General features: G+C 37.5%; 22 protein-coding genes, 1 tRNA gene and 1 pseudogene. 10 read left to right on the top strand and 14 right to left on the bottom strand.

Translation table 11 applies throughout. The annotated features are described in order from the left end of the window. Positions 1-2: 2 nt before the first annotated feature. Positions 3-1127, bottom strand: coding sequence for a multidrug efflux RND transporter periplasmic adaptor subunit AdeD (gene adeD / locus RMB06_RS01500; protein ID WP_311077926.1), 1125 nt, complete (start codon positions 1125-1127; stop codon positions 3-5). A 77-nt stretch (positions 1128-1204) separates the two neighbouring features. Between adeD and RMB06_RS01495 the strand changes: the two genes are divergently transcribed. Beyond that, entirely contained in the window at positions 1205-1822 is a 618-nt protein-coding gene (locus RMB06_RS01495; RefSeq protein ID WP_311077924.1) for a TetR/AcrR family transcriptional regulator, read from the top strand. 143 nt (positions 1823-1965) lie between these two features. Here RMB06_RS01495 and RMB06_RS01490 read toward each other — a convergent pair whose 3' ends face one another. Beyond that, on the bottom strand, positions 1966-2520 hold the full coding sequence (locus RMB06_RS01490) for a TetR/AcrR family transcriptional regulator (protein ID WP_161282557.1): 555 nt from the start codon (positions 2518-2520) through the stop codon (positions 1966-1968). Between the two features lie 770 nt (positions 2521-3290). Between RMB06_RS01490 and RMB06_RS01485 the strand changes: the two genes are divergently transcribed. Both RMB06_RS01485 and RMB06_RS01480 read left to right on the top strand, forming a co-directional pair. Continuing rightward, on the top strand, positions 3291-4112 hold the full coding sequence (locus RMB06_RS01485; RefSeq protein ID WP_063099472.1) for an ROK family protein: 822 nt from the start codon (positions 3291-3293) through the stop codon (positions 4110-4112). Positions 4113-4118: 6 nt separating this feature from the next. Then, positions 4119-4271, top strand: a complete 153-nt coding sequence (locus tag RMB06_RS01480; RefSeq protein WP_014207433.1) for a phosphoglycerate mutase family protein — start codon at positions 4119-4121, stop codon at positions 4269-4271. Between the two features lie 40 nt (positions 4272-4311). Here RMB06_RS01480 and RMB06_RS01475 read toward each other — a convergent pair whose 3' ends face one another. From RMB06_RS01475 to RMB06_RS01455, 5 genes are all read right to left on the bottom strand, one after another. Then, complete coding sequence (locus RMB06_RS01475; RefSeq protein WP_141314374.1) at positions 4312-5055, bottom strand: hypothetical protein; 744 nt, start codon at positions 5053-5055, stop codon at positions 4312-4314. A gap of 107 nt (positions 5056-5162) precedes the next feature. After that, entirely contained in the window at positions 5163-5525 is a 363-nt protein-coding gene (locus RMB06_RS01470) for a hypothetical protein (protein ID WP_208753385.1), read from the bottom strand. Positions 5526-5980: 455 nt separating this feature from the next. Next, on the bottom strand, positions 5981-6694 hold the full coding sequence (locus tag RMB06_RS01465) for a DUF4882 family protein (RefSeq protein ID WP_311077918.1): 714 nt from the start codon (positions 6692-6694) through the stop codon (positions 5981-5983). Between the two features lie 241 nt (positions 6695-6935). After that, the gene (locus RMB06_RS01460; protein ID WP_311077916.1) at positions 6936-7814 is read right to left on the bottom strand and encodes a MetQ/NlpA family ABC transporter substrate-binding protein; all 879 of its coding nucleotides are present in this window, start codon (positions 7812-7814) and stop codon (positions 6936-6938) included. 595 nt (positions 7815-8409) lie between these two features. After that, positions 8410-9312, bottom strand: a complete 903-nt coding sequence (locus tag RMB06_RS01455; protein WP_274858327.1) for a LysR family transcriptional regulator — start codon at positions 9310-9312, stop codon at positions 8410-8412. 107 nt (positions 9313-9419) lie between these two features. Here RMB06_RS01455 and RMB06_RS01450 point away from each other — a divergent pair, with 107 nt between their 5' ends. Together RMB06_RS01450 and RMB06_RS01445 are read left to right on the top strand one after the other, a co-directional pair. Continuing rightward, complete coding sequence (locus tag RMB06_RS01450; RefSeq protein WP_311077912.1) at positions 9420-9743, top strand: nuclear transport factor 2 family protein; 324 nt, start codon at positions 9420-9422, stop codon at positions 9741-9743. Then, positions 9743-10525 carry an SDR family oxidoreductase gene (locus RMB06_RS01445; protein ID WP_068614383.1) on the top strand — a complete coding sequence of 261 codons (783 nt, stop codon included), beginning with the start codon at positions 9743-9745 and terminating at the stop codon, positions 10523-10525. Before RMB06_RS01450 ends, RMB06_RS01445 begins: the two co-directional genes overlap by 1 nt. 103 nt (positions 10526-10628) lie before the next feature. Here the strand turns inward: RMB06_RS01445 and RMB06_RS01440 are convergent. Both RMB06_RS01440 and greB read right to left on the bottom strand, forming a co-directional pair. Next, positions 10629-10718, bottom strand: a tRNA-Ser gene (locus RMB06_RS01440). Between the two features lie 89 nt (positions 10719-10807). Beyond that, positions 10808-11302: a transcription elongation factor GreB gene (gene greB, locus RMB06_RS01435; protein WP_002118865.1), complete on the bottom strand. Its 495-nt coding sequence runs from the start codon at positions 11300-11302 to the stop codon at positions 10808-10810. A 372-nt stretch (positions 11303-11674) separates the two neighbouring features. Here greB and RMB06_RS01430 point away from each other — a divergent pair, with 372 nt between their 5' ends. Beyond that, the gene (locus RMB06_RS01430) at positions 11675-12787 is read left to right on the top strand and encodes a transglycosylase SLT domain-containing protein (protein ID WP_005067642.1); all 1113 of its coding nucleotides are present in this window, start codon (positions 11675-11677) and stop codon (positions 12785-12787) included. Positions 12788-12877: 90 nt separating this feature from the next. Here the strand turns inward: RMB06_RS01430 and RMB06_RS01425 are convergent, their stop codons facing one another. Both RMB06_RS01425 and ttcA read right to left on the bottom strand, forming a co-directional pair. Then, positions 12878-13261, bottom strand: a complete 384-nt coding sequence (locus RMB06_RS01425) for an SCP2 sterol-binding domain-containing protein (protein WP_002118641.1) — start codon at positions 13259-13261, stop codon at positions 12878-12880. A 204-nt stretch (positions 13262-13465) separates the two neighbouring features. Beyond that, positions 13466-14371, bottom strand: coding sequence for a tRNA 2-thiocytidine(32) synthetase TtcA (gene ttcA / locus RMB06_RS01420; protein ID WP_002118895.1), 906 nt, complete (start codon positions 14369-14371; stop codon positions 13466-13468). A gap of 573 nt (positions 14372-14944) precedes the next feature. On the opposite strand from ttcA, the pseudogene RMB06_RS01415 reads away from it, so the two are divergent. Both RMB06_RS01415 and htpX read left to right on the top strand, forming a co-directional pair. Beyond that, positions 14945-15736: pseudogene (locus tag RMB06_RS01415) on the top strand (lytic transglycosylase domain-containing protein); the annotation flags it as partial. A gap of 258 nt (positions 15737-15994) precedes the next feature. After that, on the top strand, positions 15995-16900 hold the full coding sequence (gene htpX, locus RMB06_RS01410) for a protease HtpX (protein ID WP_002118851.1): 906 nt from the start codon (positions 15995-15997) through the stop codon (positions 16898-16900). 48 nt (positions 16901-16948) lie between these two features. On the opposite strand, the gene RMB06_RS01405 is transcribed toward htpX, so the two are convergent. Next, positions 16949-17524, bottom strand: coding sequence for a DUF4112 domain-containing protein (locus RMB06_RS01405; RefSeq protein ID WP_304594669.1), 576 nt, complete (start codon positions 17522-17524; stop codon positions 16949-16951). 73 nt (positions 17525-17597) lie between these two features. Continuing rightward, complete coding sequence (locus tag RMB06_RS01400; RefSeq protein ID WP_311077911.1) at positions 17598-20693, bottom strand: multidrug efflux RND transporter permease subunit; 3096 nt, start codon at positions 20691-20693, stop codon at positions 17598-17600. Positions 20694-20956: 263 nt separating this feature from the next. Between RMB06_RS01400 and RMB06_RS01395 the strand changes: the two genes are divergently transcribed. Continuing rightward, the gene (locus RMB06_RS01395) at positions 20957-22099 is read left to right on the top strand and encodes a glycerophosphodiester phosphodiesterase (RefSeq protein WP_311077910.1); all 1143 of its coding nucleotides are present in this window, start codon (positions 20957-20959) and stop codon (positions 22097-22099) included. A gap of 45 nt (positions 22100-22144) precedes the next feature. On the opposite strand, the gene RMB06_RS01390 is transcribed toward RMB06_RS01395, so the two are convergent. Next, complete coding sequence (locus RMB06_RS01390) at positions 22145-23107, bottom strand: MBL fold metallo-hydrolase (RefSeq protein WP_311077909.1); 963 nt, start codon at positions 23105-23107, stop codon at positions 22145-22147. Positions 23108-23213: 106 nt separating this feature from the next. Between RMB06_RS01390 and RMB06_RS01385 the strand changes: the two genes are divergently transcribed. Continuing rightward, positions 23214-23588, top strand: a complete 375-nt coding sequence (locus tag RMB06_RS01385) for a diacylglycerol kinase (RefSeq protein ID WP_002118962.1) — start codon at positions 23214-23216, stop codon at positions 23586-23588. The last annotated feature ends 277 nt before the right edge of the window (positions 23589-23865 follow it).

The raw sequence follows: 23865 nt of genomic DNA, 5'->3' as shown, positions 1-23865 counted from the left end.
CCTCAACTCATTGGGGTAGGTTCAATCGTCATGCCGGCAGTTAAGCCTTGCAGCCCCTCAACAATGACTTGATCTCCCGCTTTCAAGCCAGAGGTCACTAACCAACGATTATCAATTGCATCGCCTAGAGTAATTTTTCGTTGCTCGGCTTTATTATCTTTTCCAACAATCCAAACAAGTGGATTTCCTTCTGCGTCTCGGAACAGCGCACCTTGAGGAATTAAGACGCTGTTAGGACGTGTTCCCGTTCCAAGTTCTGCCCGCACATACAGGCCGGGTAATAACGCATTATTAGGATTGGGAAATGCTGCACGTAAGGTGACACTTCCAGTCGCCTCATCTACAGCAACATCACTAAACTTAAAAGTCCCCTGTTCTGCATAGGCAGTGCCATTCTCAAGCTTCAAACGCACTGAAAGTTCAGTCGGTTTTATTCCATTTTCAGTAAGCTGTTTACGCAACGCCATGTATTCATCACTCGACTGAGTCAAATCGACATACATGGGGTCAAGTTTTTGAATCGTTGCTAAAGGTTCTGTTTGAGCAGAGGTGACTAAAGCCCCACGTGTAATAGATGAACGCCCTATTCGTCCTGAAATTGGCGCACTAACTTGTGTGTAACGTAAATTGGTTCGTGCTGTTTTCAGTACAGCTTCATTTACGGCAACAGTCGCTTTCGCTTGCTCATATGCACTTTGAGCATTATCAAGCTCTTGTTGACTCACCCCATTTACTTTAATCAATTCTTTATAACGGTCGGCTTGAAGGCGAGTCGAATTTACAGTGGCTTTTGCTAATGCAAGATTACCAGCGGCTTCATCCACACTATCCCGATAGAGTGATGAATCAATTTTATAAAGTAGCTGCCCTTTGCTTACTTGCGTGCCTTCCTTAAATAATTGCTCTATTACTACTCCATTGACTTGTGGACGGACCTGAGAAATTTCAGAGGCCACCGTTCTTCCAGCCAATTGATAGGTAGATTCAATCGTCTCTGGTTTTATAGTGATCGTACCCACCTGCTGAATATTTTTAGGGGCAGGCTGATCAGAATCACATCCATTTAAAAAAACAAATAAAGGCAATAAATATATAAACTTACGGTAATTAAAACTTAGATCAAGCATATCTGGGACCCCAGACTTATAGACAATTTATTTACTTTACTGTAAAGTAAATAAATAAGATGTGCAAGAAAACCGATATGTTAAAAAAATCTCCAGGTCGTCCCTCTCGAATTCGCCCTACTATCATTGCTGCAGCACGCGAACTATTTCTTGAGCATGGATTAGAAGTCCGCTTAGAGACTGTTGCTGCAAAAGCCGGTACAAATCGACAAACTTTATATAACCACTTCCCGACCAAGACAGCGTTACTCATTGAAGTCTTTGATCATTTAAAAGCAGAAATGGAAGCACCTTTCATTGAGCAGCATGAATTGAAAAATAAGCGTCTAGATCAATTATTGTTAGAAATTGGACAGTCTGTACAAAATCATTTTTATCATATTGACGTCATTCGCCTGCAAAGATTGCTGATTATTGCCTTAGTTGAAATGAAAGAAATTCTTCCTAAAATTCAGCAACGTACTCAAGGGAATATTAAAAGATCTCTAACCGATATTCTTTCAACTGCACACAATGCTGGTATTGTTAAAATTGATCAGCCAGAGGAAGCAACAAAGGCTTTTCTCGGTGCGGTAATGGGCTATACCTATCCCGCTACGTTGATTAGTGGAAATATTCCAACTCCAGAAGAACTAAAACAGTTAAATGAAGAAGTGTGTCGTACCTTTTTAAAAGCATGGCAATATAAAGAATAGCCCCACAACAAAAGCCCTTAAGACAAAAAGGGCTTTTTTAAATTAGACATTTAAACGTCGTATCAATTATTAATGGCTTGAAGAAACATCCAGCAAACTTATTTAAGCAGATTTAGCATGGATATTTTCATGCTTCATTCATCCTATTTAAACTGCTTCAAAAAACATTCTAATATCATCTCTCTATCCCCTACTTGACTCGAGCTTAAAAGCTGAATAATGGTTCCTTCAATCATATATAAAAATAATTTGGCATCCTGAAAGGAAAGATCTTTTTTTAGTTTTATTAACTGACTATAGATTTCATTAAGCAACCATGTTCTATATCTCATTGCGGTGATATAGGCTTTTGGATAGGTCAGTTTGGTTTCAAAAATTGCTTTAAATAATAGATAGTAAAGCCCCTCCAAATCGGTATGTAAGACATAAAGTTTCTTAAGTTTATCCACCACACTTGTTTGACTGGTGTACTCAACCATTGAAACTACTTTTTCTTTTAAACGTTCTTTTTGCACGATCATGCAGATTTCGATAAATCGCTCTTTAGAGTGAAAGTAATGATAAAAAGTCGCTTTTGGAATTTGAGATTCTTTCACAATTCTGTCGATTCCAACGGTATGAAATCCGTGATGGTGAAACAGATCAATTGATTTATTTACGACTTGTATGGCACGTGGGGAGATCACTAAATGTGGCATAGTTTTACCGTTATAAAATTATTGTTGTAGATAAGCGAGATGCTTTTTTGGGAGAAAAAAAGGCATAGCAAAGCCGTTAAGACTGTGTTTTGCACATCTCAAGTTTTATTGTTGATTAAGTTTTTGGTCGCGACGAATTAAAACCTGAAAGCGCTAATCGCTATCAAGCTGCTTATAAATTTAAGTCGTGTCGATATAGACTTTGGCAAAGGCTGCCAAGAAATTAAGAATGTGCAAAGCCAACTCCTTTTTATTGGGAGTTCTGCCAGACATGAATAGGAATTATGGTGGCAGAACGAAAGGGGGTTAGCAGACTGGCTCAAGACCCAGCACACCCGAAGGTGTCCCCCCTCCGTCCTACCGCTACAAAAAGGGAGACGAACGGGTCTACATCAAAAAATGAATTTTTTCAATGTTCTTGAGCACGGTCTGCTAAAACCGGCTGGCAATGTGGCCAGCAGGCAAAGAATAGTGCCCTGTCCTTTTACAGTCAAGCACACAAAATGACATTTGTTTTAAAATAGATCATTAAAAAGTAAGGATAAATAATGAGATGATTATTGTTAAATGGGGGTTTATAAAGGAGAGAAAAACAGAAAAATTAGTAAACAACTATTTGTTATGTTTACGCGAATATTCAGTGTAAGGAAAATGATAGATCTTCATTTGAATTAAATTTAAAAGTTATTACACAAACACTGATAATTATAAAAACACTATCCTCTAGACGAGATAGAATTTAAAAAAATGATTTTTACATAAGGCATGGGATGAACAGACAGAAAATTGGTGTAGATCTTGGAGGTACTAAATTATTAATATTATGTGATGAAATTGAGGAGATATTTAGTACAGGAATTTCATTCACCCCAGAAGAATTAATATCACACCTACAATCTTTTATTTTAAAACATGGAATTAAACCCGAAAGTATAAGCCTAGCAGTGCCGGGTCTAGTTAACGAATATGGGCACATTGTTAATTGTGATGTCCTCCCTGCATTTACAGGTTGGCAAGGAAATGAAGCATTAAAATTATTATGTAGTAAAACAATTATCTTAAATGATGTAAAAGCTGCCATGCATGCGGAACTAAATGATTCCTCGTCTCATGCTGCAAGCGGCATTCTTATGATTGGAACAGGTATTGGGGCTGCATTCATAATAAATGGAAAACCCTTACTGGGAGCTAGTGGTTGGGCTGGTGAGCTAGGTTACCTACCAGTAAAAAGTAATGACGGAATTAAGCGTCTAGATGAAGTTGCAAGTGGCTCAGCAATTACCAAGCAATGTGCACTCAGTCCATCTAATCTAGCATTAATGGCTAACAATGGAGATCAAGCAACTTTAACTGTTATAGAAGAGGCAGGCACAGCTTTAGGTCTTGGAATAGCAACTGTTATTAATCTTTTAAATCCATCGCAATTAGTAATAGGAGGAGGAACAATAGAATTACCCGGTTATTTAGACGCGGCTTTAAAGTCTGCTAAAGAAAACTGCCTTCCTGAGCTTTGGCAAGATTGCGACATATCAAAAGTAAAAGCGGGAAGAAAAGTAGCTGCTTTAGGTGCTATACGTGCAATTGAACAATAAAATAATATGAGTATTTTTCTGATCCGACATGCTGAGAGTGAAGCCAATATTAATGGAAAAACCCTTTCGCATGCTTCAATTGCTTTAAGTGAATTTGGACATAAACAAGCTCAAGCACTCTGTTCACAACTACCTAAAATTGATCATGTAAATGCATAAGATTACTGACCTAATCTTTAAAGAGGTCGAATAGAGCTTTTCAGTAAGGTTGAAACCAAGGTTTCTTTGGTGCAGTACCAGTATATGCAGGACTAACTTTAATTGGCCCCTGACCTTTTTCGCATTGTTGAACACCCCATTCACTCGGGCGAAAACGTGCATTGGGTCCATCGGGTTCAGGTTTACCAAATTCTTTTGCAATATCATAATGAATGGATGGAATTTCAAGTAACACGATGTCTCCACGAGAACAGGTGATGGTGGGACGCTTCGTATCGTAAACCCATTTACCATAACCATTTTCCTCATTAGGGTCAAAGCGCATAACTGGACCTATTTGCTGATCCCATGCCAATTCCATTCGAGGAGGTTCCATCGCAGTTACCCACATTCCAGCGACTTGTACAGGATGAGGAAAACGTACAGCTTGTAATCCCCGTAAACTCAAGGGTAATTGAGGCTCACCGTTGTCAAAAGCATCATAACGACTGATTAAGCTCCCTTTGGGAATCAACAGTTCTCCATATGGCGCATCTTGAGATAAAATGAAATGGCTGCGACTTTCTTTATAATGCTCTTTAAGTGCAAACTCATACCCTACCGATGCAATCATATAAAATAAATAACCTGCCCATAGGTCACATATTAGTGCCAATACGGTAATGAATAATGTCTTTCGAGAAAAAAACCTAACAGGCTTTTGAGCCTTATTTCGCCAAAAGAATAGTGCTTTCACCAACAAGCCTAGTGTTAGTACAACACCAATTAATGGAACAATAAACAACAGAAAAATTGTGAAAAAAGAGAATGGCTGTACCGGTATCATAATTTTTAAATATTTAACTTCATATATTTTTATATGCACCCATTATTATAGATACTTAATTCATTTCATACGAGGTGTATTGATTTTTTAGGAAAATTCAAAAAAATATTTAGGCCCAAGATAGATTCTCTAAAGGGATCAAAAAGAATTTTTTCATTACACTCAATAGCTTTTTCTAAAAAGCTTATTATTTTAGAAATTTCATCTATAAAAGCTGTATAAATTTCAATTAGTTTTTTAAATTCGTTAATTAATTGATAAAGCTGTCTGTCACTATATAAATCGTAATCTACATATGAAAGATCAGAAATAAATGGAAGTGTTTCCTGATCAAAAATTGAAACTAAAATATCTGCAAATTCTTTTTGTATTTGGTAGGCGAATAAAGATTCGCCTTCTTTCATAGACTTAAATGTCCAAATATGCATTAAATACATTCTTAAAATTTTTCCTAAAGCTTTCCAATTTTCATAATATTATAAAAATATCTTATTATGTATTTAATATATTAGATATTAATGAATGTATAAATTATTATAGTTTAGCTATAAAAAGCCCCTGTTCTATAGAAGCATTTTCAATTAAATTATTTATAAACCCAAGGCACGACCAGTGAACCAATCCCAGTAGATTTAGCCGAGATATTTTCAGATTTACGAACACAGCAGACATCAGCACCACTACTCTAAAAATATAATCTCACTCCTGAAATCTATGAATATTTGCAAGAGTTTAACTATTTATTGAGTATAAATGGTAATACCAATATGGATGACCGTAGAGTTTGAATGGATGCTTATTGAAAAAAAAATAGATTACTCAATAGACCCTTAAAACTGCCTAACTAAAGTAGTGAGGCAGCGTATTTGATATGTAATTTATTTTAAAGAGGCGTTCCACAAATATCTGTGGTGCCTGTTGGATAAGTAAATTGTAGTTTTGAATGATCAGAAACTATTTCATATGATATTTCTTTACCAAGGGCACTAGAGTTAGAAGCATAAAATCCCTCTTCAATTGCAATAGCAAACTTCATTTTGCTTAATGGAGTTGTATAACTCCATATGTATCCCCTATCTACACCATTTACAATATAACCAATTTTCTTGCTGATTTGATTGTAATAAATTCCCACTCTAACTGTTTCATTTGCTAAAACTTCTTTTTGTGTCTGATTTGGGGTTATGTTTCCAGAAATAGAACTCATGAACAAATTTTGCTGTGAACCATACGCACTTCCAAAACTTGGCGCGGCAAAAACAATACCGTCATAATTACTTGTTCCTGTGATAAATCCTGAAGCTAGTTCATTTGAGTTTAGATTTATTGGTTTCTTGAAAATATATTCAAAAGCAATCACATTAGACTGAGCAATATTGGTATCAGTTTTAGTTTTTATCAGTGTTCCTATGTTTATATTAGCCAAAGCCTTAGTTAACACTTTCTGTCCAGTTATTGTTATATAGTTGCTTGGATTTGGTGTCCCTTCTGGTGTTTGTGAAGCGCTTGGATCAATCTCTAAATCACCAATTTTACATTCGGCCCAACTCTGTACACTGATAATTAACAAGCTAAGAATCAATATATTTTTTTTCATTATTTCACCTTAATTTTATTGTGATTTTTGATTGTATGGTAAAAATTTAAGGTTTAGAAATTTTTCAGATAAAGAGACAATAAGTTAATTATGCTATTAATTATTTGATAGCTAGTCTTCTAAAATTAATATTAATCTAGTTCCGATAACTTTGGATTTCCTTTAAAAATAAATAAAACAAAAGCTAAGCCCCGATTACCGAGACTTAGCTTTTAAAAATAATTTTAAATTAAAAAATTACTTATTTGATGTCTGCAAATTCAGAAACAGGTTTGTTCACTTCAACTTTTGTTCCACCGAATTTTTCGCTCACAAACTTTTGAACTTTAGGTAAGTGGTAAAGTTCACCAAGTTTTGTATAGATCGGGTCATTTTTGTTTGCTTCAGCAACACCTAACAAATTCACATAAAGCTTTGTAGACTGGTCAATAGGCTCACGGAAGATAGAATCTTTCATTACATTGAGGCCACCCTCAAGTGCCAATGTATTACCCAACACAATCGCGTCTACATCGTTTTTAACACGAACTGCCGTAGTCATTTGAATTGGTTTTAATTGTAAGTTTTTAGGGTTTTCAACGACGTCATTGGTCGTCCCTTTTACAGGATCAAAGTCTGGTTTGAGTTTAATCAGTTTAGCAGACTGTAATAATGTTAAAGCGCGCGCTTCATTGGCAGTATCGTTTGGAATCGCGATAGTTGCGCCTTGTGGGAACTCTTCAACAGATTTAACTTTATTTGCATAAATACCCATTGGCTCTAGGTAAGTTGTCGCAACAGCAGCAACTTTAGCTGTATTTGAAGAGTTATAAGCTGCCAAATAGTTAAATGACTGGAATGCATTTACGTCCTGTTCGCCACTTGCTACAGATGTATTCAATACAACATAGTCAGTCAGGTTAGTCACTTCGAGTTTAATGCCCGCTTGAGCAGTTTCAGGAAGCGTTGCAACATATTTCCATACGTCAGTGTCTGAACCTGTTGAAACCAGTTTAATTGTTCGAACTGACTCAGTTTTGTCTTTAGCTGATACTGTATTTTCAGTTTTTGCAGGTTCTTTATTACATGCAGTCAGTGTTAGAACAGATGCGCTGAACAGAACACTAAATAATTTTTTCATAGATACATCCTAAAATAGGAAACGCCTGTCTTACAAAAGAGTCAGGCATTGCCAACCAATGGGTCAAAATACAATTTTGGGGCGGAAATAATTTCCAGATATCGGGTTTAGAAAACTGAATTCAGCATCATTCCTTCCTTGAACTTGCTCGCTGAACAATAGAATTATGTTTTGAAACAGTCTCTAAATATTGGCTCATCATATATCAATAAATGAATAATCTACAAATAACTTGTTCGATTCTGATATATAGAAGCGTTACAAGTAAGATACTGAAAACAAAAAATATATTATATAAATACAATAATTTTGATTAAAATATATACTCATTTGATTTATATGAAATTTTCAGGATTTGTTAGCAATATTTAAGCTAAATCTTACAGTAATGTAGACACTAGGCATAAAAAAAGCCCTTGTCATGAACAAGGACTTTTTAAAAATCTGACGGAAGCAATTTTTTATATAACTCTTCTCTGATACGGCTTAAAAATAAAATTATATATTTCAAAAAATTAAATTAAAAATCATCCAACTTCATCCTGCACAATCTAGCTTTTTATAATTCTAATCCTCAAAATTCATATACAACAAATTACTCATTATTCAGGGCTACTTCACGAACTAGGGCAAGGAAGGCTTTCAAACCCGCAGATTGATTACGTCTTCCTGAATAATATAAACAAAGACCAGACATACAAGGCATCCAATCGTCCAATACAGAAACAAGTTGACCTGACTCAATTTCAGCACGAACATCCTGTTCCATAAAGTATCCTAGGCCAATGCTCTCTAATACTGCTGCTCTTGATAAGCTTGCTTCATCAAGGGTAATTGGTCCTTGCACATCAATTTGAATAATTTCTCCATTTTTTTCAAATTTCCAGCGAAATAGTGCACCATCAGGTAGACGTACTCGAATACATTTATGTCTAAAAAGATCTGTTGGTATTTGTGGCTTCCCATAACGCTTAAAATATTCAGGTGAACCAACAACCACATATTTCTGAAGTTTACCAAGGGACACCGCAATCATATCACTTGGAACAAGATGTGCGACCCGAATGCCTAAATCAAAACCATCAGCGATAATGTCAACAAGTTTACCCTCAGTGACCAAATCAATATTCATTTCTGGGTAACGTCGAAGAAATTCAATAATCACAGGAGAAATAATTTCTCTCGCTGCAAATGCAGCCGCATTGATTCTTAATGTACCTGACGGTGATTCTCTCTGTGAACGTACAATATCCAACGCGCTATGAATATTCTGAAGTGCAGGCCCCACTTGTTCCACAAAAAGTCTGCCAGCCTCTGTCAATGAGACACTACGTGTTGTCCGATTAAACAGGCGGACACCCAGATTGCCCTCTAACTTTCCGATTGCATGACTTAATGCGGTTGTTGACATACCGAGTTCGATCGCAGCTCCACGAAAAGTTCCGCGCTTGGCGATTGCCATTACTGCTTTTAGATCATTTAAATTTGCTCGTTCCATTATCCTGATTTATTCAACTAAACATCCCATTTTATACGGATTGTTAGGACAATCGTCAAATTATAAAATTTAAGACATCGATTAGGATCATTCAAAAAGAGAGAATCATGAAAGATATACCAGAAGTGGTTAGCGCATACTTTGATGCTGATCAAGCGAACGACGTAGACGCTTTGAACCATATTTTTTCTGAATCTGCCATTGTTGAAGATGATGGCAGTCTATACAAAGGAATTGTGGAAATTCGTACATGGTTGCTAACAATGAAAGAAAAATACCAGTACTCTCTTGAAATTATTGAGGTTTCCAATACAGACCATATCAGCACGGTTTTAACACAAGGGAGTGGCAACTTTCCAAATAGCCCTGTGAAACTTAAGTTTCAGTTCACACTCGAAAATGGCAAAGTTGTTAAATTGAGGATTTATTAATGGAAGATTTTATTACGTTAAAAGGAAAACGTGCCTTAATCACTGCCGGTACAAAAGGTACTGGCGCTGCCACAGTTCAATTATTCCATGAACTCGGCGCAACAGTACTAACCACTGCTAGAACTCAACCAGATTATTTACCGAATAATGCATATTTTGTTTCTGCTGATCTCACAACTCGAGAAGGTTGTGAAGCTGTCGTCCAAGCAGCACAAGAGTTATTAGGTGGTGTAGATATCATTGTACACATGCTTGGTGGCTCATCTGCACCAGCGGGCGGATTTGCAGCATTAACCGATGAAGAGTGGTACAAAGAACTTCACTTAAATCTGATGCCTGCAATACGTATTGATCGTCAATTAATTCCCGATATGATTCAGCAAGGTCAAGGTGTTGTAATCCACGTTACGTCTATACAACGCTCACTTCCTTTACCTGAAGCCACGACAGCTTATGCTGCCGCAAAAGCAGCACTAGCGACTTATAGTAAAAGCTTGTCAAAAGAAATTTCCCCCAAAGGTGTTCGGGTTGTTCAAGTCTCGCCAGGATGGATTGAAACAGAGGCGTCTATTGCTCTTGCAGAGCGACTGGCTTTACAAGCTGGCACAGATTATGAAGGTGGTAAACAGATAGTTATGGATTCAATCGGAGGAATTCCTATGGGACGACCAGCTAAACCAGATGAAATAGCAAATCTTATCGCATTTTTGGCATCATCCCGCGCATCTGCAATTACAGGTACTGAATATGTGATTGATGGTGGAACAATTCCTACTGTTTAATAGTTATGTTGAATCACGCCATATTATATTTTTTCTTCACTTGAACAGTTTAAAATTACAGGTAAAAAAAAGCCCTTGTCATTAACAAGGGCTTTTAAGAATCTGGCGGAAGCGGTGAGATTCGAACTCACGGAGGACTCACACCCTCGTCGGTTTTCAAGACCGGTGCATTAAACCGCTCTGCCACGCTTCCAACGAGCGCTATAATATAAATAAAAATTGAAGTTGGCAAATCTTTTATTTAATTTTTAATTCAACCGCTCAAAATAAACACAAATCTGTTTAAATTTCTGAGTTTTCCGTCTTTTCATAGCGAATTGTATTGATATACCACAGCTTTTTTCCAGATGGCGTGTGTACTTCAATCTCATCATCAACTTCTTTGCCGAGCAATGCGCGAGCCATAGGTGACTCAATCGAGATATGTTGAGGGTGATGATCATAAATTTCATCAATTCCAACAATACGTAAAGTTTTTTGCTCACCTTCTTCGTTTTCAATCTCGACCCAAGCGCCAAAATAAACTTTGCCGTCTTGCTCAGGAGAGTAATCAACAATTTTTAATTCTTCTAAGCGTTTTCCTAAATAGCGTACGCGTCGATCAATTTTTCGAAGGAGCTGCTTATTATATTGATAATCCGCGTTTTCACTGCGGTCACCTAAGCTTGCAGCCCAGTTTACTTTTTTAGTGATTTCCGGTCGTTCTTCATGCCAAAGTTGTTTTAATTCAGCAACTAATTTGTCATGTCCTGACCGAGTGATTAAGTTAGATTTCATGATAAAAAACCACTGTTCAACAACATATCGCTTACAAGATGTAGCATTTTATACCCTATTTTCTCACATCAGAAGTGTATAAATTTTCTTCCTTAAGAAATTCATGTGTTTATGATGATATATCGAAGTTTTAATTGTACAAAATTTGACATTACTTTTTTTCAATATTATGATGCGCGCAGTTTAAATGTTGAGCATTTTTTAACCCACTCGAAAACTATGTAGATTATCTACACAGTTTGTTTTTTTCATTTCATGTCATTTTGAATGACGTCATGACTGCCCACCCCTTATTGAATTTATCAACTTTTAGAAGTTATGGCAGCTTTTTGTCTGACTTTTAGGGCATAAATTATCTGTAGCGGAGACAACATGCACAGTAATTCAAGTTCTGGGTCGAGGCTTTGCCTTAACTCTTTATTTTCTTCTCTCCCGTTAAAAGCTCTTGCACTCAGTACTATATTTCTCCCATTTCATAGTCTTAATGCAGGAAAAACCCTACAGTACAATACTGTAGTTAACACAAATACTTTAACTGTTGTTGCGGTAGAAAGCCCGACAACCGTTTTCAAAGAAGATCAGTTTTTACACGGTTTTGGTTACGACTTAGCACGTAACTATGCACAGAACCTAAATGTAAAGCTGGACTTTAAAATCGTGGCAGACAATGCCACTGCTCTTAGATGGGTTCAGCAAGGTAAAGCAAACTTTGCGATGACTACAGCAGGTTTAAGCACAATCGAAAACAAAGGTTTAATGTCGTTTTCTGCAAGTTGTGGTGACACAGCAAATTTGCAAAAAAATGGCTTAAATCCTGAGTTGAGTTGGGTATTTAAACAGGCTGATGACCCACTCACACAGACCGCCAGCGGCTTTGTATGCCAAAGTAAGCAAAATGGTGTGACCCAACAGCTTGCCTCTTTTTATAACCGCAATGTGGTGAAACCAGAAGCATGGTCAACCATTCAACGTGACTTAAGCACACGTTTACCGATCTACAAAGCGAGCTTTAAGCAAAGCGCAGCGAAGTATGATCTAGATTGGCATTTACTTGCCGCAATTGGTTATCAAGAGTCATATTTAAAGCCAGAATCTGTTTCTCCCACAGGTGTTCGCGGCTTAATGATGTTAACCAATAGCACTGCTCGAGCAATGGGTGTAAGCAATCGTAGCGATCCTGCTCAGAGTATTCAGGGCGGCGCGAAGTATTACGATCTGATGCTTACCGAATTTGATAATATTCCGTTCCCTGATCGGAACTGGTATGCACTTGTGGCTTATAACATGGGACCGGGTGCGGTAAGTCAGATTCAAAAGCGCTTGCAGTCTCAAGGGAAAGATCCGAACAAATGGGTCAATCTCTATGACTATTTGCAAAGTAATAAAACGCGTAATGGTCGATATAAGCAAGCGGTTCAATATGTCACTCGTATCCGTGCTTATCTTGAACATATCAAAACGGCGCAAACACGAATCAATATCTAATTTTTATTTTTAAAAGTTGATAAATTCATTGTTTGTACAAATAAAAAGCTTACCTCTATGGGTAAGCTTTTTATATGAATTCTTTTAGATTTAAGCAGTATGCTCTAATACTTTCTTAAACAAATCTTTTTGTTCTTGGCTTGGCTTAGCTGTTTGTAAAGCCATTAATTGAGACATGTCGCCTTGAACTTTAATTTTACCAGTCATGAATGCCTGCATAGCAGCAGCCATATCAAACTCTAAGAATACTTTACGTAAAGTTTCAGCATCCATATTTAAAGTTGTTTTGGCATTTGAAGACAAACCTTTTTGGATTTTACCCCCATCTAAAGCTAATTCGGTATTTCCAGAAGCATCTGTAACTACTAAATTAATTGCCAAGTTCGCAAGAGCGGGCGGCAAATTAAGATCACCTGCTTCAGCAGTTAATTTTTCGACAGTCGCAAACCAATCTTCAGTTAAAAATGCAGGCATGATTCTTCCTCAAATTTATTTGTTCAATTTCTCTGGTTGTCTATCCAGACAACATCATGTGAAGCAATTCTGCTTGTGGCTTGTTATAGCATGTAATTTAAATTTTGGGCTATGACTTTTTGTACGGAACATTCATTTTTTAGTATTTTGATACATTAAAGGCACTTGTTTATAAAGTGCCTTTAACATTCTTTATGCTAGCGTTTATTCAGCAGCGAAGCTTAAGTTCACGACATCTAAACGGTTCTTAAGCTCTTCCGGATCTTTAATATCCAACTCGCGCTGAGAATCTAGAGCTTCGAAATCAAACAATTCGCGGTCTGCTAACTGAGACGGAGATACGTTTTGTAATGCCCCGAAAATGCTGTGTAAGCGCTTCGGATATTGTTTATCCCATTCACGTAGCATTTCATTAAGCATGGCACGCTGTAGGTTTTCCTGCGAACCACAAAGGTTACATGGAATGATTGGGAACTGACGAATCTCGGCATATTTAATAATGTCTTTTTCTTCAACATATGCCAAAGGACGAATCAAAATGTTCTTTTTATCTGACGATAAAAGCTTTGGAGGCATCGCCTTTAAGCTACCGCCATGGAACAAATTCAAGAAGAATGTTGCAATGATGTCATCGCGGTGATGACCTAAAGCAACTTTAGTCGCACCAATCTCTTGTGCAAAGCCATATAAAGAACCACGGCGTAAACGTGAACACACTGCACAGTAGGTTTTACCTTCCGGCGTTAAGCGTTTAGTAATGGTATAGGTATCTTTTTCTAAAATGTAATATGGAATGTTGTTCTCTTCCATATAACGAGGCAAAACATCTTCAGGAAAGCCTGGTTGTTTTTGGTCAAGGTTAACCGCAACCACCTCAAAATTGATTGGTGCAATACGCTTAAACTGCAACAAAATATCGAGCAAGGTATAACTGTCTTTACCACCAGACACACACACCATGACCTTATCGCCATCTTCAATCATATTGAAGTCACGAATAGCATGCCCAACTTGACGGCGAAGCTTCTTGAGCAAACGGTAATAGGCCGAGCTTGTTGGAAGTTCAGGCTTAAAATTAAATCCCTGATTGGACTCAACTGGCGCGTACATAGACGAGATATACCCATAAATAAAAATACCGCGCAATTTTATATGATTCAGAAGAGAATCGCATCAAAAGAATAGTTTCAATTCTTGAAGTCGTCACATTGCTCGTGCATGATGCAAAACACATGCTCTATTTTGACTGAAGCGTTCAAAATTTGTGCAAAATGCTTACTTTTTGGACTTTTCCACAGTTTTCCACAAAACCTGTGGATAAAATTGTGGATTTCTTCGTACTTGACAAACTGTTTTGGCCTTCTGTTAAGGGTTTTCTTTAAATTGATCATTTTTTAACCAATGTTTTTTATTTTTAATAATCAACAAGTTAACCATGTCAATAGAATCATTTTAAAAAAATTTTTTAATTTTTTTTGATGAGCATTCAAACAAATCAGCTTGATTTTTTGAAAGAGTCGAAATAAAAAAAATTACACAAATCTTCTTTAAGTAATATTTTTTGATAAACTCTTTTGCAAGTTTTGAGTACCTAAAAATTGTGAATAACATAAAATGAAAAATTCGGTTCAATTTCTTATTTCTTGTTTGCTGGGGATGACCACTTTTACGGTCGGCATAACTTCGAGTTCAGCAGGTCAAATGTATATTTACCAAGATAAAAACGGTAGTACATTACTCACCAACCGAAAAAGCTATGACCACTCTCTTAAAAAAGTAAAAGTGACCTATTACCCTGATAGTAATATTCATAGTTATACAAACTGGGGAGCATCCGAAGCTTCTGTTTTGCCAAGCTACAATAAGAATAAAAATGCTTTCGACCACATTATTAGACAAGCTGCACAACAACATGGTGTTTCAGAAGGTCTAATTAAAGCCGTTATGCATACCGAGTCAGGATTTAACGTAAGAGCTCGTTCGCCAGTAGGTGCTCAAGGCTTAATGCAGCTCATGCCTGCGACTGCGCGTCGTTTTAATGTCTCTAACGCCTATGACCCGCAACAAAATATTTTTGCAGGCGCTAAATATTTAAGTTGGTTGCTCAAGCGTTTTAATGGAAACACACAAATGGCGCTTGCGGCTTACAATGCCGGTGAAGGTAATGTCGACAAATATGGCGGTATCCCCCCTTTCCGTGAAACACAAGATTATGTGCGCCGTGTAACAAGTCGATACCAAAACCTATATGCATCGGGTTCAGGTTTCTCATCTTTTACTAATGCTTCAGTACAAACCGTTTCACATCCTTCTAATTTGGCAGAAAACACAACAGCTCAAATTACGACTCAATCACCTAAATATTCATCTTCTCGTCAAATCGTGACTTTATCTGACGGTACCTATACCGATGCACCAACAGGCACTTATGTCACCAATAATGCCACCGCAATTGCCCATATAAGAATTGAATAAACAGTAAAGAAGAACGGCAGTTCGCAGTTCTTCTTAGGTAAGTTCAGATGTTTTAAATTGTAATGATCTATTACCTGATCTTTACCATTTTGACGAATTTAGCCAATTATTCTTTAAATTTAGGTACATTCTGCTACGTGAAAGAATGTATCAATTCCTTATTTTTTTCTTGAATTTTTCCCCCAAGCCCCGCATATTAGCTTCATGATTTCGAATTTGTAAATCAGATAACATTTTATTTATAAGAGGATTTTCTCAATGATGCGGATTGGTTTGTTTTTGCTTACCAACCTCGCGGTACTGGTTGTAGCTGGCATTATTTTGTCACTCTTCGGTGTCGGTAGTTACCATGGCGCGGGTGGCTTGAATCTAGGCAACCTTTTAGTGATCTGTTTTGTGTTTGGTATGGTGGGATCTTTAATCTCGTTATTCATGTCAAAATGGATGGCTAAGAAAACGACCGGTACAGAACTGATCGACCCGAATGCTCCTCGTAACCAAGCTGAGAGCTGGTTATTGCAAACAGTCGCTGAACTTTCTCAACGTGCTGGTATCAACATGCCAGAGGTTGGTATTTTTCCATCATATCAATCCAATGCCTTTGCAACAGGCTGGAACAAAAATGATGCCTTAGTTGCCGTTTCATCTGGTCTACTTGAACGTATGAACAAAGATGAACTACGTGCAGTGCTTGCGCACGAGATTGGTCACGTTGCGAATGGTGACATGGTTACCCTAGCGCTCATCCAAGGTGTTGTGAACGCCTTTGTTATGTTCTTTGCTCGTGTCGTTGGTGACTTTATCGACCGTAATGTCTTTGGTCGTCAAGACGATGAAGCTCCGGGTATGGGTTACTTCATTATTACCATGGTATTGGATATCGTCTTTGGTATTCTCGCTTCTGCCATTGTGATGTGGTTCTCTCGTTATCGTGAATACCGTGCTGATGAAGCTGGTGCACGTTTAGCAGGTAAACAAGCAATGATTTCTGCATTATTACGTCTCCAAGCTGAGACAGAAATGCCAGATCAAATGCCAAAAGAAATGAAAGCCTTCGCAATTGCGGAAGGTAAAGAACAAGGTTTCAGCTTAGCTGCTTTGTTCCAAACCCACCCAACAATTGAACAACGTGTGGCAGCTTTACATCAATTAGATTGCCCATAAAACGTTTAATGTAAAAATAAAGCCTCCAAATGGAGGCTTTATTTTTTATTACATGGTTTGATAAAGACTCCAAAGATAGCTTGCACCCCACCAAACAGCTAAGCCAATTAAAAGCAGTACTAATGCACCTACTAAATCGGGAATATGCAACCATAACCAACTGACAACAGGATTGCGCCAAAAAGCTGAGTTCTGCTGCTTCTTTTCGAGTTTTTCATGTAAGTATGGATGAACGACATGAATATCACTCTGAATCGCATATTCTTCCCGTATATGCGTATGAACTACATCTAGTGCTTTTCGACTTGGTCTTATAAAAATATCAAAAATAGTCCCAGCCACAGGAACAAATCCGACTACTGCATCTACAACAGCGAGTTTGATGACTGGCGTTAGCTTATGTTGAGGCACACCAATTTGTTTGGCTTTATAAATCGCATAACACGTCAATGCGAAACCAGCGACATCACCGGCAATCGGAATAGTACTCAGTGCAGCATCGGCACCAATACCTTGCTTTGTAAAAGGAATGCGAACCGCACTGTCCATCATGGTTGCAAACTTGGCCAGATCTCGTTCTAGTGCGATGACCTGTTGCTCTGTTAATTTTTTTTCTTGAGGCATTTAAATCAAATATATAAAGAGAAAGTTAATCTTAATATACTTGATTTAATACCTCTTTTTAAATTGTTTACTTTTAACTAGTAGCTTTCGATCTAAACAGCGAACGCAGCAACACGTACATGACGGGAATAAAGAACAGAACCAGTACTGTACCGAACATAACGCCACCTAAAATACTAATACCGATTTCTTGGCGGCTTACAGCTCCTGCACCTTGTGCAAATACAAGAGGAATCACTCCTGCACCAAAAGCCAAAGAGGTCATTAAAATCGGTCTTAAACGTAAGCTAGCACCCTCTAAAGCCGCCTGAATGGCATTCTTACCTTTTTCTTGAGCCAAGGCGGCGAACTCAACAATTAAAATGGCATTTTTACAAGACAATCCAATTGTAGTTAATAGCGCAATTTGGAAATACACATCATTAGGCAGTCCAAAAATATAAGAGAAAATGACACTTCCTCCCACACCTAACGGAATAGAGGTCAGCACAGCGGCTGGAATACTCAAGCTTTCATAGAGTGCGGCTAAACATAAGAAAATAAAGCCTGCCGAAATTAAATATAACCAGACGGCCTGATTTGTCGACTTCTGTTCTTCAAAAGATAAACCTGTCCAAGCTAAACCGACATCTTTTTGCTGATTTACAAGTTGTTCAACATCTTTCATTGCCTGACCTGAACTGCTGCCACTCGCAACATCTGCCTGTAACTGCAAGGCACTATAACCCATATAGCGTTTTACGATTTCAGGAGCGCCGCCCCAGCTAAAGTTAGCAAATGAACTAAAAGGCACCATTTCATTTTGGTTATTACGCACAGACCAGTTATATAAATCTTCTGGTTTTGATCTGAACTGGGCATCACCTTGAATCATAACGCGCTTGATACGACCACGGTCAATAAAGTCATTCACATACGTTCCACCCCACGCACTTGACAAAGTGTTGTTGATCGCAGGAAGCTCTAATCCATTTGCTAATGCTTGTTTCTGGTCAATTTTGATATTGAGGTTTGCTTTACTGTTAGTAGATTGCTTATCAAAGTTTTCAAAACTTGAATAGTTTTTGCTCTGTGTTTGCAACTGGCGGAAGGTGTTATCTAGAAAATCTTGCCCTTGACCATTTAAATCTTGAATCCATAAATCCAGACCATCTGTTTGACCCAAACCATTGACCGAAGCAGGTAATGTCACATTAATTTGTGCATTCCTAAATTGACTAAAATATTTCATCGCACGCTTTTGTATAGCGTCAGCTGAATTTTCTTTTCCAGTACGCACATCCCAAGGTTTTAAGGCAATAAATCCTTGAGCCAAGTTCTGGCCTGTACCAGAATAATTTCGGCCATAGCGGATCAAAACCAGATCCACATTTTTATCTTCTTGAGTTAAGAAATATTGGCGGACTTGTTCTCCAATTTTTTGACTTTGCGAGATTGGAGCACTATCAACAAGCTTAATTTGTACGCTTAAAATGCCTTGGTCTTCTTTAGGAATAAATCCACTTTTTAAACCACTATAGAACAGTGCAAAAACAGCAATCAAAGCCACAAAAATCACAATAACCGATTTACTGTACCGAATGCTTGTCTGGACGATTTTTATATATTGATTTTTAAGTTGATCAATTTTTTTGTTAAACCAAACTGCCCAGCGCATAGGCTCTGGATTAGGCTTTAAAATTAAGGCACATAAAGCAGGTGTTAACACTAATGCCACGACGAGTGATAACGCCATAGCGGCAACTAAAGTAATAGAAAACTGACGGTAAATCACGCCAATTGAGCCACCTAAAAACGACATTGGAATAAAAACAGCAGTTAAAACCAATGTAATTCCGACTAAGGCACCACTAATTTCTCCCATCGACTCAATGGCTGCTTCTTTCGGCGTTAAATGCTGTTCATGCATGAGTCGTTCAACATTCTCAACCACCACAATCGCATCATCTACTAGCAAACCAATGGCGAGCACCAATGCAAACAGCGTCAAGGTGTTAATACTAAAACCGAGCACATATAAAACAGCAAAAGTTCCCAAAATAACCACAGGAACGGTAATACTTGGAATGAGTGTAGCGCGCCAGCTTTGCAAGAACAGGAACATCACCAAAATAACTAAAATAATGGCTTCAATAAGCGTCTTTACAACTTCCTTAATAGACTCTTGAACAAACGGCGTATTATCTCGTGGATAAACAATTTTATAGCCAGTAGGTAGCTTAGTTGTAAGCTGATCTAGAGTTTGATGGATGAGTTTTGAGGTCTGAATCGCATTCGCCCCCGAAGACAGCGAAATACCTAAACCAGCGGCTGGATAACCATTAATAGTATTAAAAGACTGATAATTCTCTGCACCCAACTCCACTCTAGCAATATCTTTTAAGTAGACATAGCTCGCTGTTTGATTTGCTTTCACTACAATATTTTTAAAATCTTCGACTGTTTTTAATCGAGATCCTGCGGTGACTTTCGTATTTAAATATTGTCCATCAATAACGGGTAAATCACCGATTGCACCTGCGGCAACTTGTGTATTTTGAGCAGTGATTGCATTCGCAACATCACTTGGCATTAAATTGTATTGTTTTAATTTCTCTGGATTTAGCCAGATTCGCATCGCATATTGCGAACCAAAAACATCTGACTCACCTACCCCTTCAATACGGTTCAGGTCATCTACCACATGCGTAGTTAAATAGTCCGATAGCTCAATATTGCCCGATTTACCAGTTGAGTCATATAAACCTACCACCATAAAAGTATCGCCAAGTGACTTGCTCACAGTCACCCCTTGGCGTTGTACTTCATCGGGTAAACGTCTTATGACGCCACTAATACTATTTTGTACTTGGACCTGTGCTGTATCTGGATTTGTGCCATTATCAAAACTAATGGTAATTCGGCTACGTCCTGATGAATCACTGGTAGAGCTAAAATAAAGTAAATTATCAATACCTTGTATTTGTTGTTCTAAAATCTGAGTAACACTTTGCTCAACCGTTTGTGCATCCGCACCACTATAACTTGCCGATACTGTAATTTTAGGAGGGGCAATATCAGGATAGCGCTCTACGGGTAAATTCAGCACCGAGAAAATACCAAATGCCATAACAATAATTGCGAGTACACTGGCAAAAATGGGACGCTGAATAAAAAATTTAGATAGCATGGCCGCTCAGAATTAGGTCGTCAATTAACAGATGGCAATACCAAATTTGCCCTCTTGATCATCAACGAGCAATATAAAAAAGACAAGTAGAATTAACACAATAAATGCAATTAGAACAAAAACAAAGCAAGAACTGGCATTTCCTACAAACCCATAAACAAGGTTTTAACAAGTGTCACTGAAAATTCATGAATTCTTCATGATCACGTCAAGTTCAATCATCAGACTAAATACGTTTCGACTAAAACAATATGAGTAGAATTATGTTTAAAAGAGCACTTTTATGCTTAAGTTTAATTAGCTTGGTTGGTTGTAATGATGACGATAAAACTGAAAACTCACCAACCACACCAGAATATCAACTTCCTAAAATTTTAGTGGTAGGACATCGCGGCGCGAGCGCTTTGCGTCCTGAACACACATTAGCTTCATATCAAAAAGCGATTGATGATGGCGCAGATTTCATTGAACCTGATCTAGTCTCTACAAAAGATGGCGTATTGGTTACTCGCCATGAAAATGAGATTGGGGGAACAACTAATGTAAGCACTTTAAGCCAGTTTGCAGATCGTAAAACAACAAAAAATATTGATGGTAAAGACTTAACAGGCTGGTTTACAGAAGACTTCACTTTAAGTGAATTACAGCAGCTTAAAGCGCGTGAACGCATTCCAGAGTTCCGACCAGCAAACACAGCCTATAATGACCTCTACCCTGTCCCGACTCTAGAGCAAGTGATTGAACTGGCTGAAGCAAATTATAAGAAAACGGGAAAAATTATTGGTTTATATATTGAAACCAAACATCCGACTTACTTTAAAAATCAGAAACTGGCAATGGAAGATGCCCTTCTTAAAACCTTAGCCAAATACGAATATACACGTGATATTGCACCTGTTTATTTACAGTCTTTTGAAGTTCAAAACTTAAAAGATTTAAAAAGGGAGCTTGATCTTCATAAGACACTTAAACATGCACAAATTATTCAATTATATGACGCTAAAACTTCGCAACCAGCCGACTTCGTTGAATCTGGTGAAACTAAAACTTATGCTGATTTAGCCACAGCACAAGGCTTAAAAGAAGTTGCTAAATATGCAAACGGTGTAGGGCCAAGCAAAGGCTATATTCTTAACTTTAATGACAGTGGCTCAGTTCAAACAACTTCGTTTATTTCTGATGCACATACAGCTGGGTTAAAAGTACATCCTTATACTTTCCGCCCAGAAAATTATTATTTACCAACACCTTTAAAATGTAGTCAAGATAAACCAGCGGAGCGCTGTCCATCTGGTGCTTTAAAAGAGTTTGAAGCCTATTTTAAAGCTGGAGTTGATGGAGTCTTTACAGATGACCCGGCACTTGGCCGTGAAGCCGTTATTAATTATGAAAAAACAGCAAAATAAATAAAGTTTTTAATAAAAAAACAGGGCAATAAATGCCCTGTTTTTTTATTTCTCTACAACATTATCAAAATAGAGCGGGATCCACTGATATTGCTCGGCATTTACTTTATAAACATGACCAATGCCCGGAAATGGTAAATGTGGTGCGGCAACCCATTGTTGCTTATTTGAAATTTCAGCAAACATTTTTAAACGTGTATTAATCGCCTGCTCAGAATTCACATCAAAATCTACCCCAGTTTTTGGAGCATCAAATTGCAATGAATGTGAGTGGACAATGTCTCCAACAAAAATAATTTGCTGATCATTACTTTTTAAGCGGAAGCTATGATGACCTGGTGTATGACCACGAGTATCGATTACCTCAAAACCTTGAATGACGTCGCCATCTTTAAATGTCTTGAATGCTTTTTTTGCTTGGTATGGAGCAAGAGCAGTTTTTACGTTTTTAACAGTGCCCAAATAATTTTCTTTTTTGTCTGCTGGCACTGTTTTTTCAGAAGCTGGATTTAACCAGTAATCAGCTTCACGCTCATGTGCATATACAGTTGCATTTGGAAATACAGCTTTTCCATTTTGAGCAATACCGCACACATGGTCTGGGTGTAGATGAGTAAGTAAAACAGTTTTTACATCAGTAAGCTTATAACCTGCCAATTCAATATTTTTTGCAATCGAGCCAAGTTGCGGGCCAAAACAACTTGCTGCCCCACTGTCTACAAGCGTTAAACTTTTTCCATCATCAACTAAAAATGCATTTACCGAGGTTTGAATCCCTTTCTCATTAACAGCAGCATATTTCGTTAAGATTTTAGTTTTCTGGGCCTGATTTAAGTTTTTGAATAAATCAGGATTTAAATAAATCGTACCATCAAGCAAAGAAGTTACACGGTAGTTTCCAAATTGATGGTGATAATATCCTGGTACTTGCGGGGTTACTGTTGGCTCAGCATAACTTGCATGGATGCTTCCAATTGCAAGGCCCAACGCTACACATAATTTTTTCATCTTTTCTTCTCTATTGAGTTATAAAGTCGAAATCTTTAAAAAAGATTTAATAATTTTTTAAGACCCAAATTATATAATGCATGAAAAGTGTCAGAAATATAAGTATATGAATAGCTATTCTCCCTATAAGGGTAAAAGCGGTCTTAAGCGCATATTAAATGCAACGGGCTACTCTATTTCAGGATTTAAAGCAGCTTATAAAAATGAGGCAGCTTTTCGCCAAATTGTTTTGATTAATATTATTTTGATTCCGGTTAGTTTTTTTCTTGATGTGAGCCGTAGTGAACATGTATTACTGATTATTGTATGTCTTTTTGCAATGATCGTTGAGCTATTCAACTCGGCTATTGAGGCAGTGGTTGATCGAGTTTCTCTTGAAAAACATCAGCTTTCTAAAAATGCAAAAGATATGGGAAGTGCTGCCCAATTTGTTGCACTCTCTATCATTGCTATTACATGGTTAATTATTTTATTAGGCTAAAAAAAACCATGCCTACAAGTAAATAAGCATGGTTGTAACAAAAGAGGAACTTCTAGCTGCTGTTCCTGTTTTTAATATAAATAATGGAACTTAATTATTTCTTAAAATTACGTGAAAAATAAAAAATCCCTGCATAAGCAGGGATTTTTTGGTTAAAGCGTTGATGCGTTATTACATCATTCCTAACATCATCATTACCTTATATGAACTAGTATGAAGTAAAATCTTGAGCTAATGTCACTTAGTATTTTTTATGCTGAACTAGTCTTACATGACA

The organism is Acinetobacter sp. V104_13, from assembly GCF_031798995.1.
In the GTDB taxonomy this organism is placed as follows: domain Bacteria; phylum Pseudomonadota; class Gammaproteobacteria; order Pseudomonadales; family Moraxellaceae; genus Acinetobacter; species Acinetobacter pittii.
The sequence above is the reverse complement of the archived record's forward strand: the minus strand, read 5'-3'. Positions and strand labels throughout refer to the sequence as shown.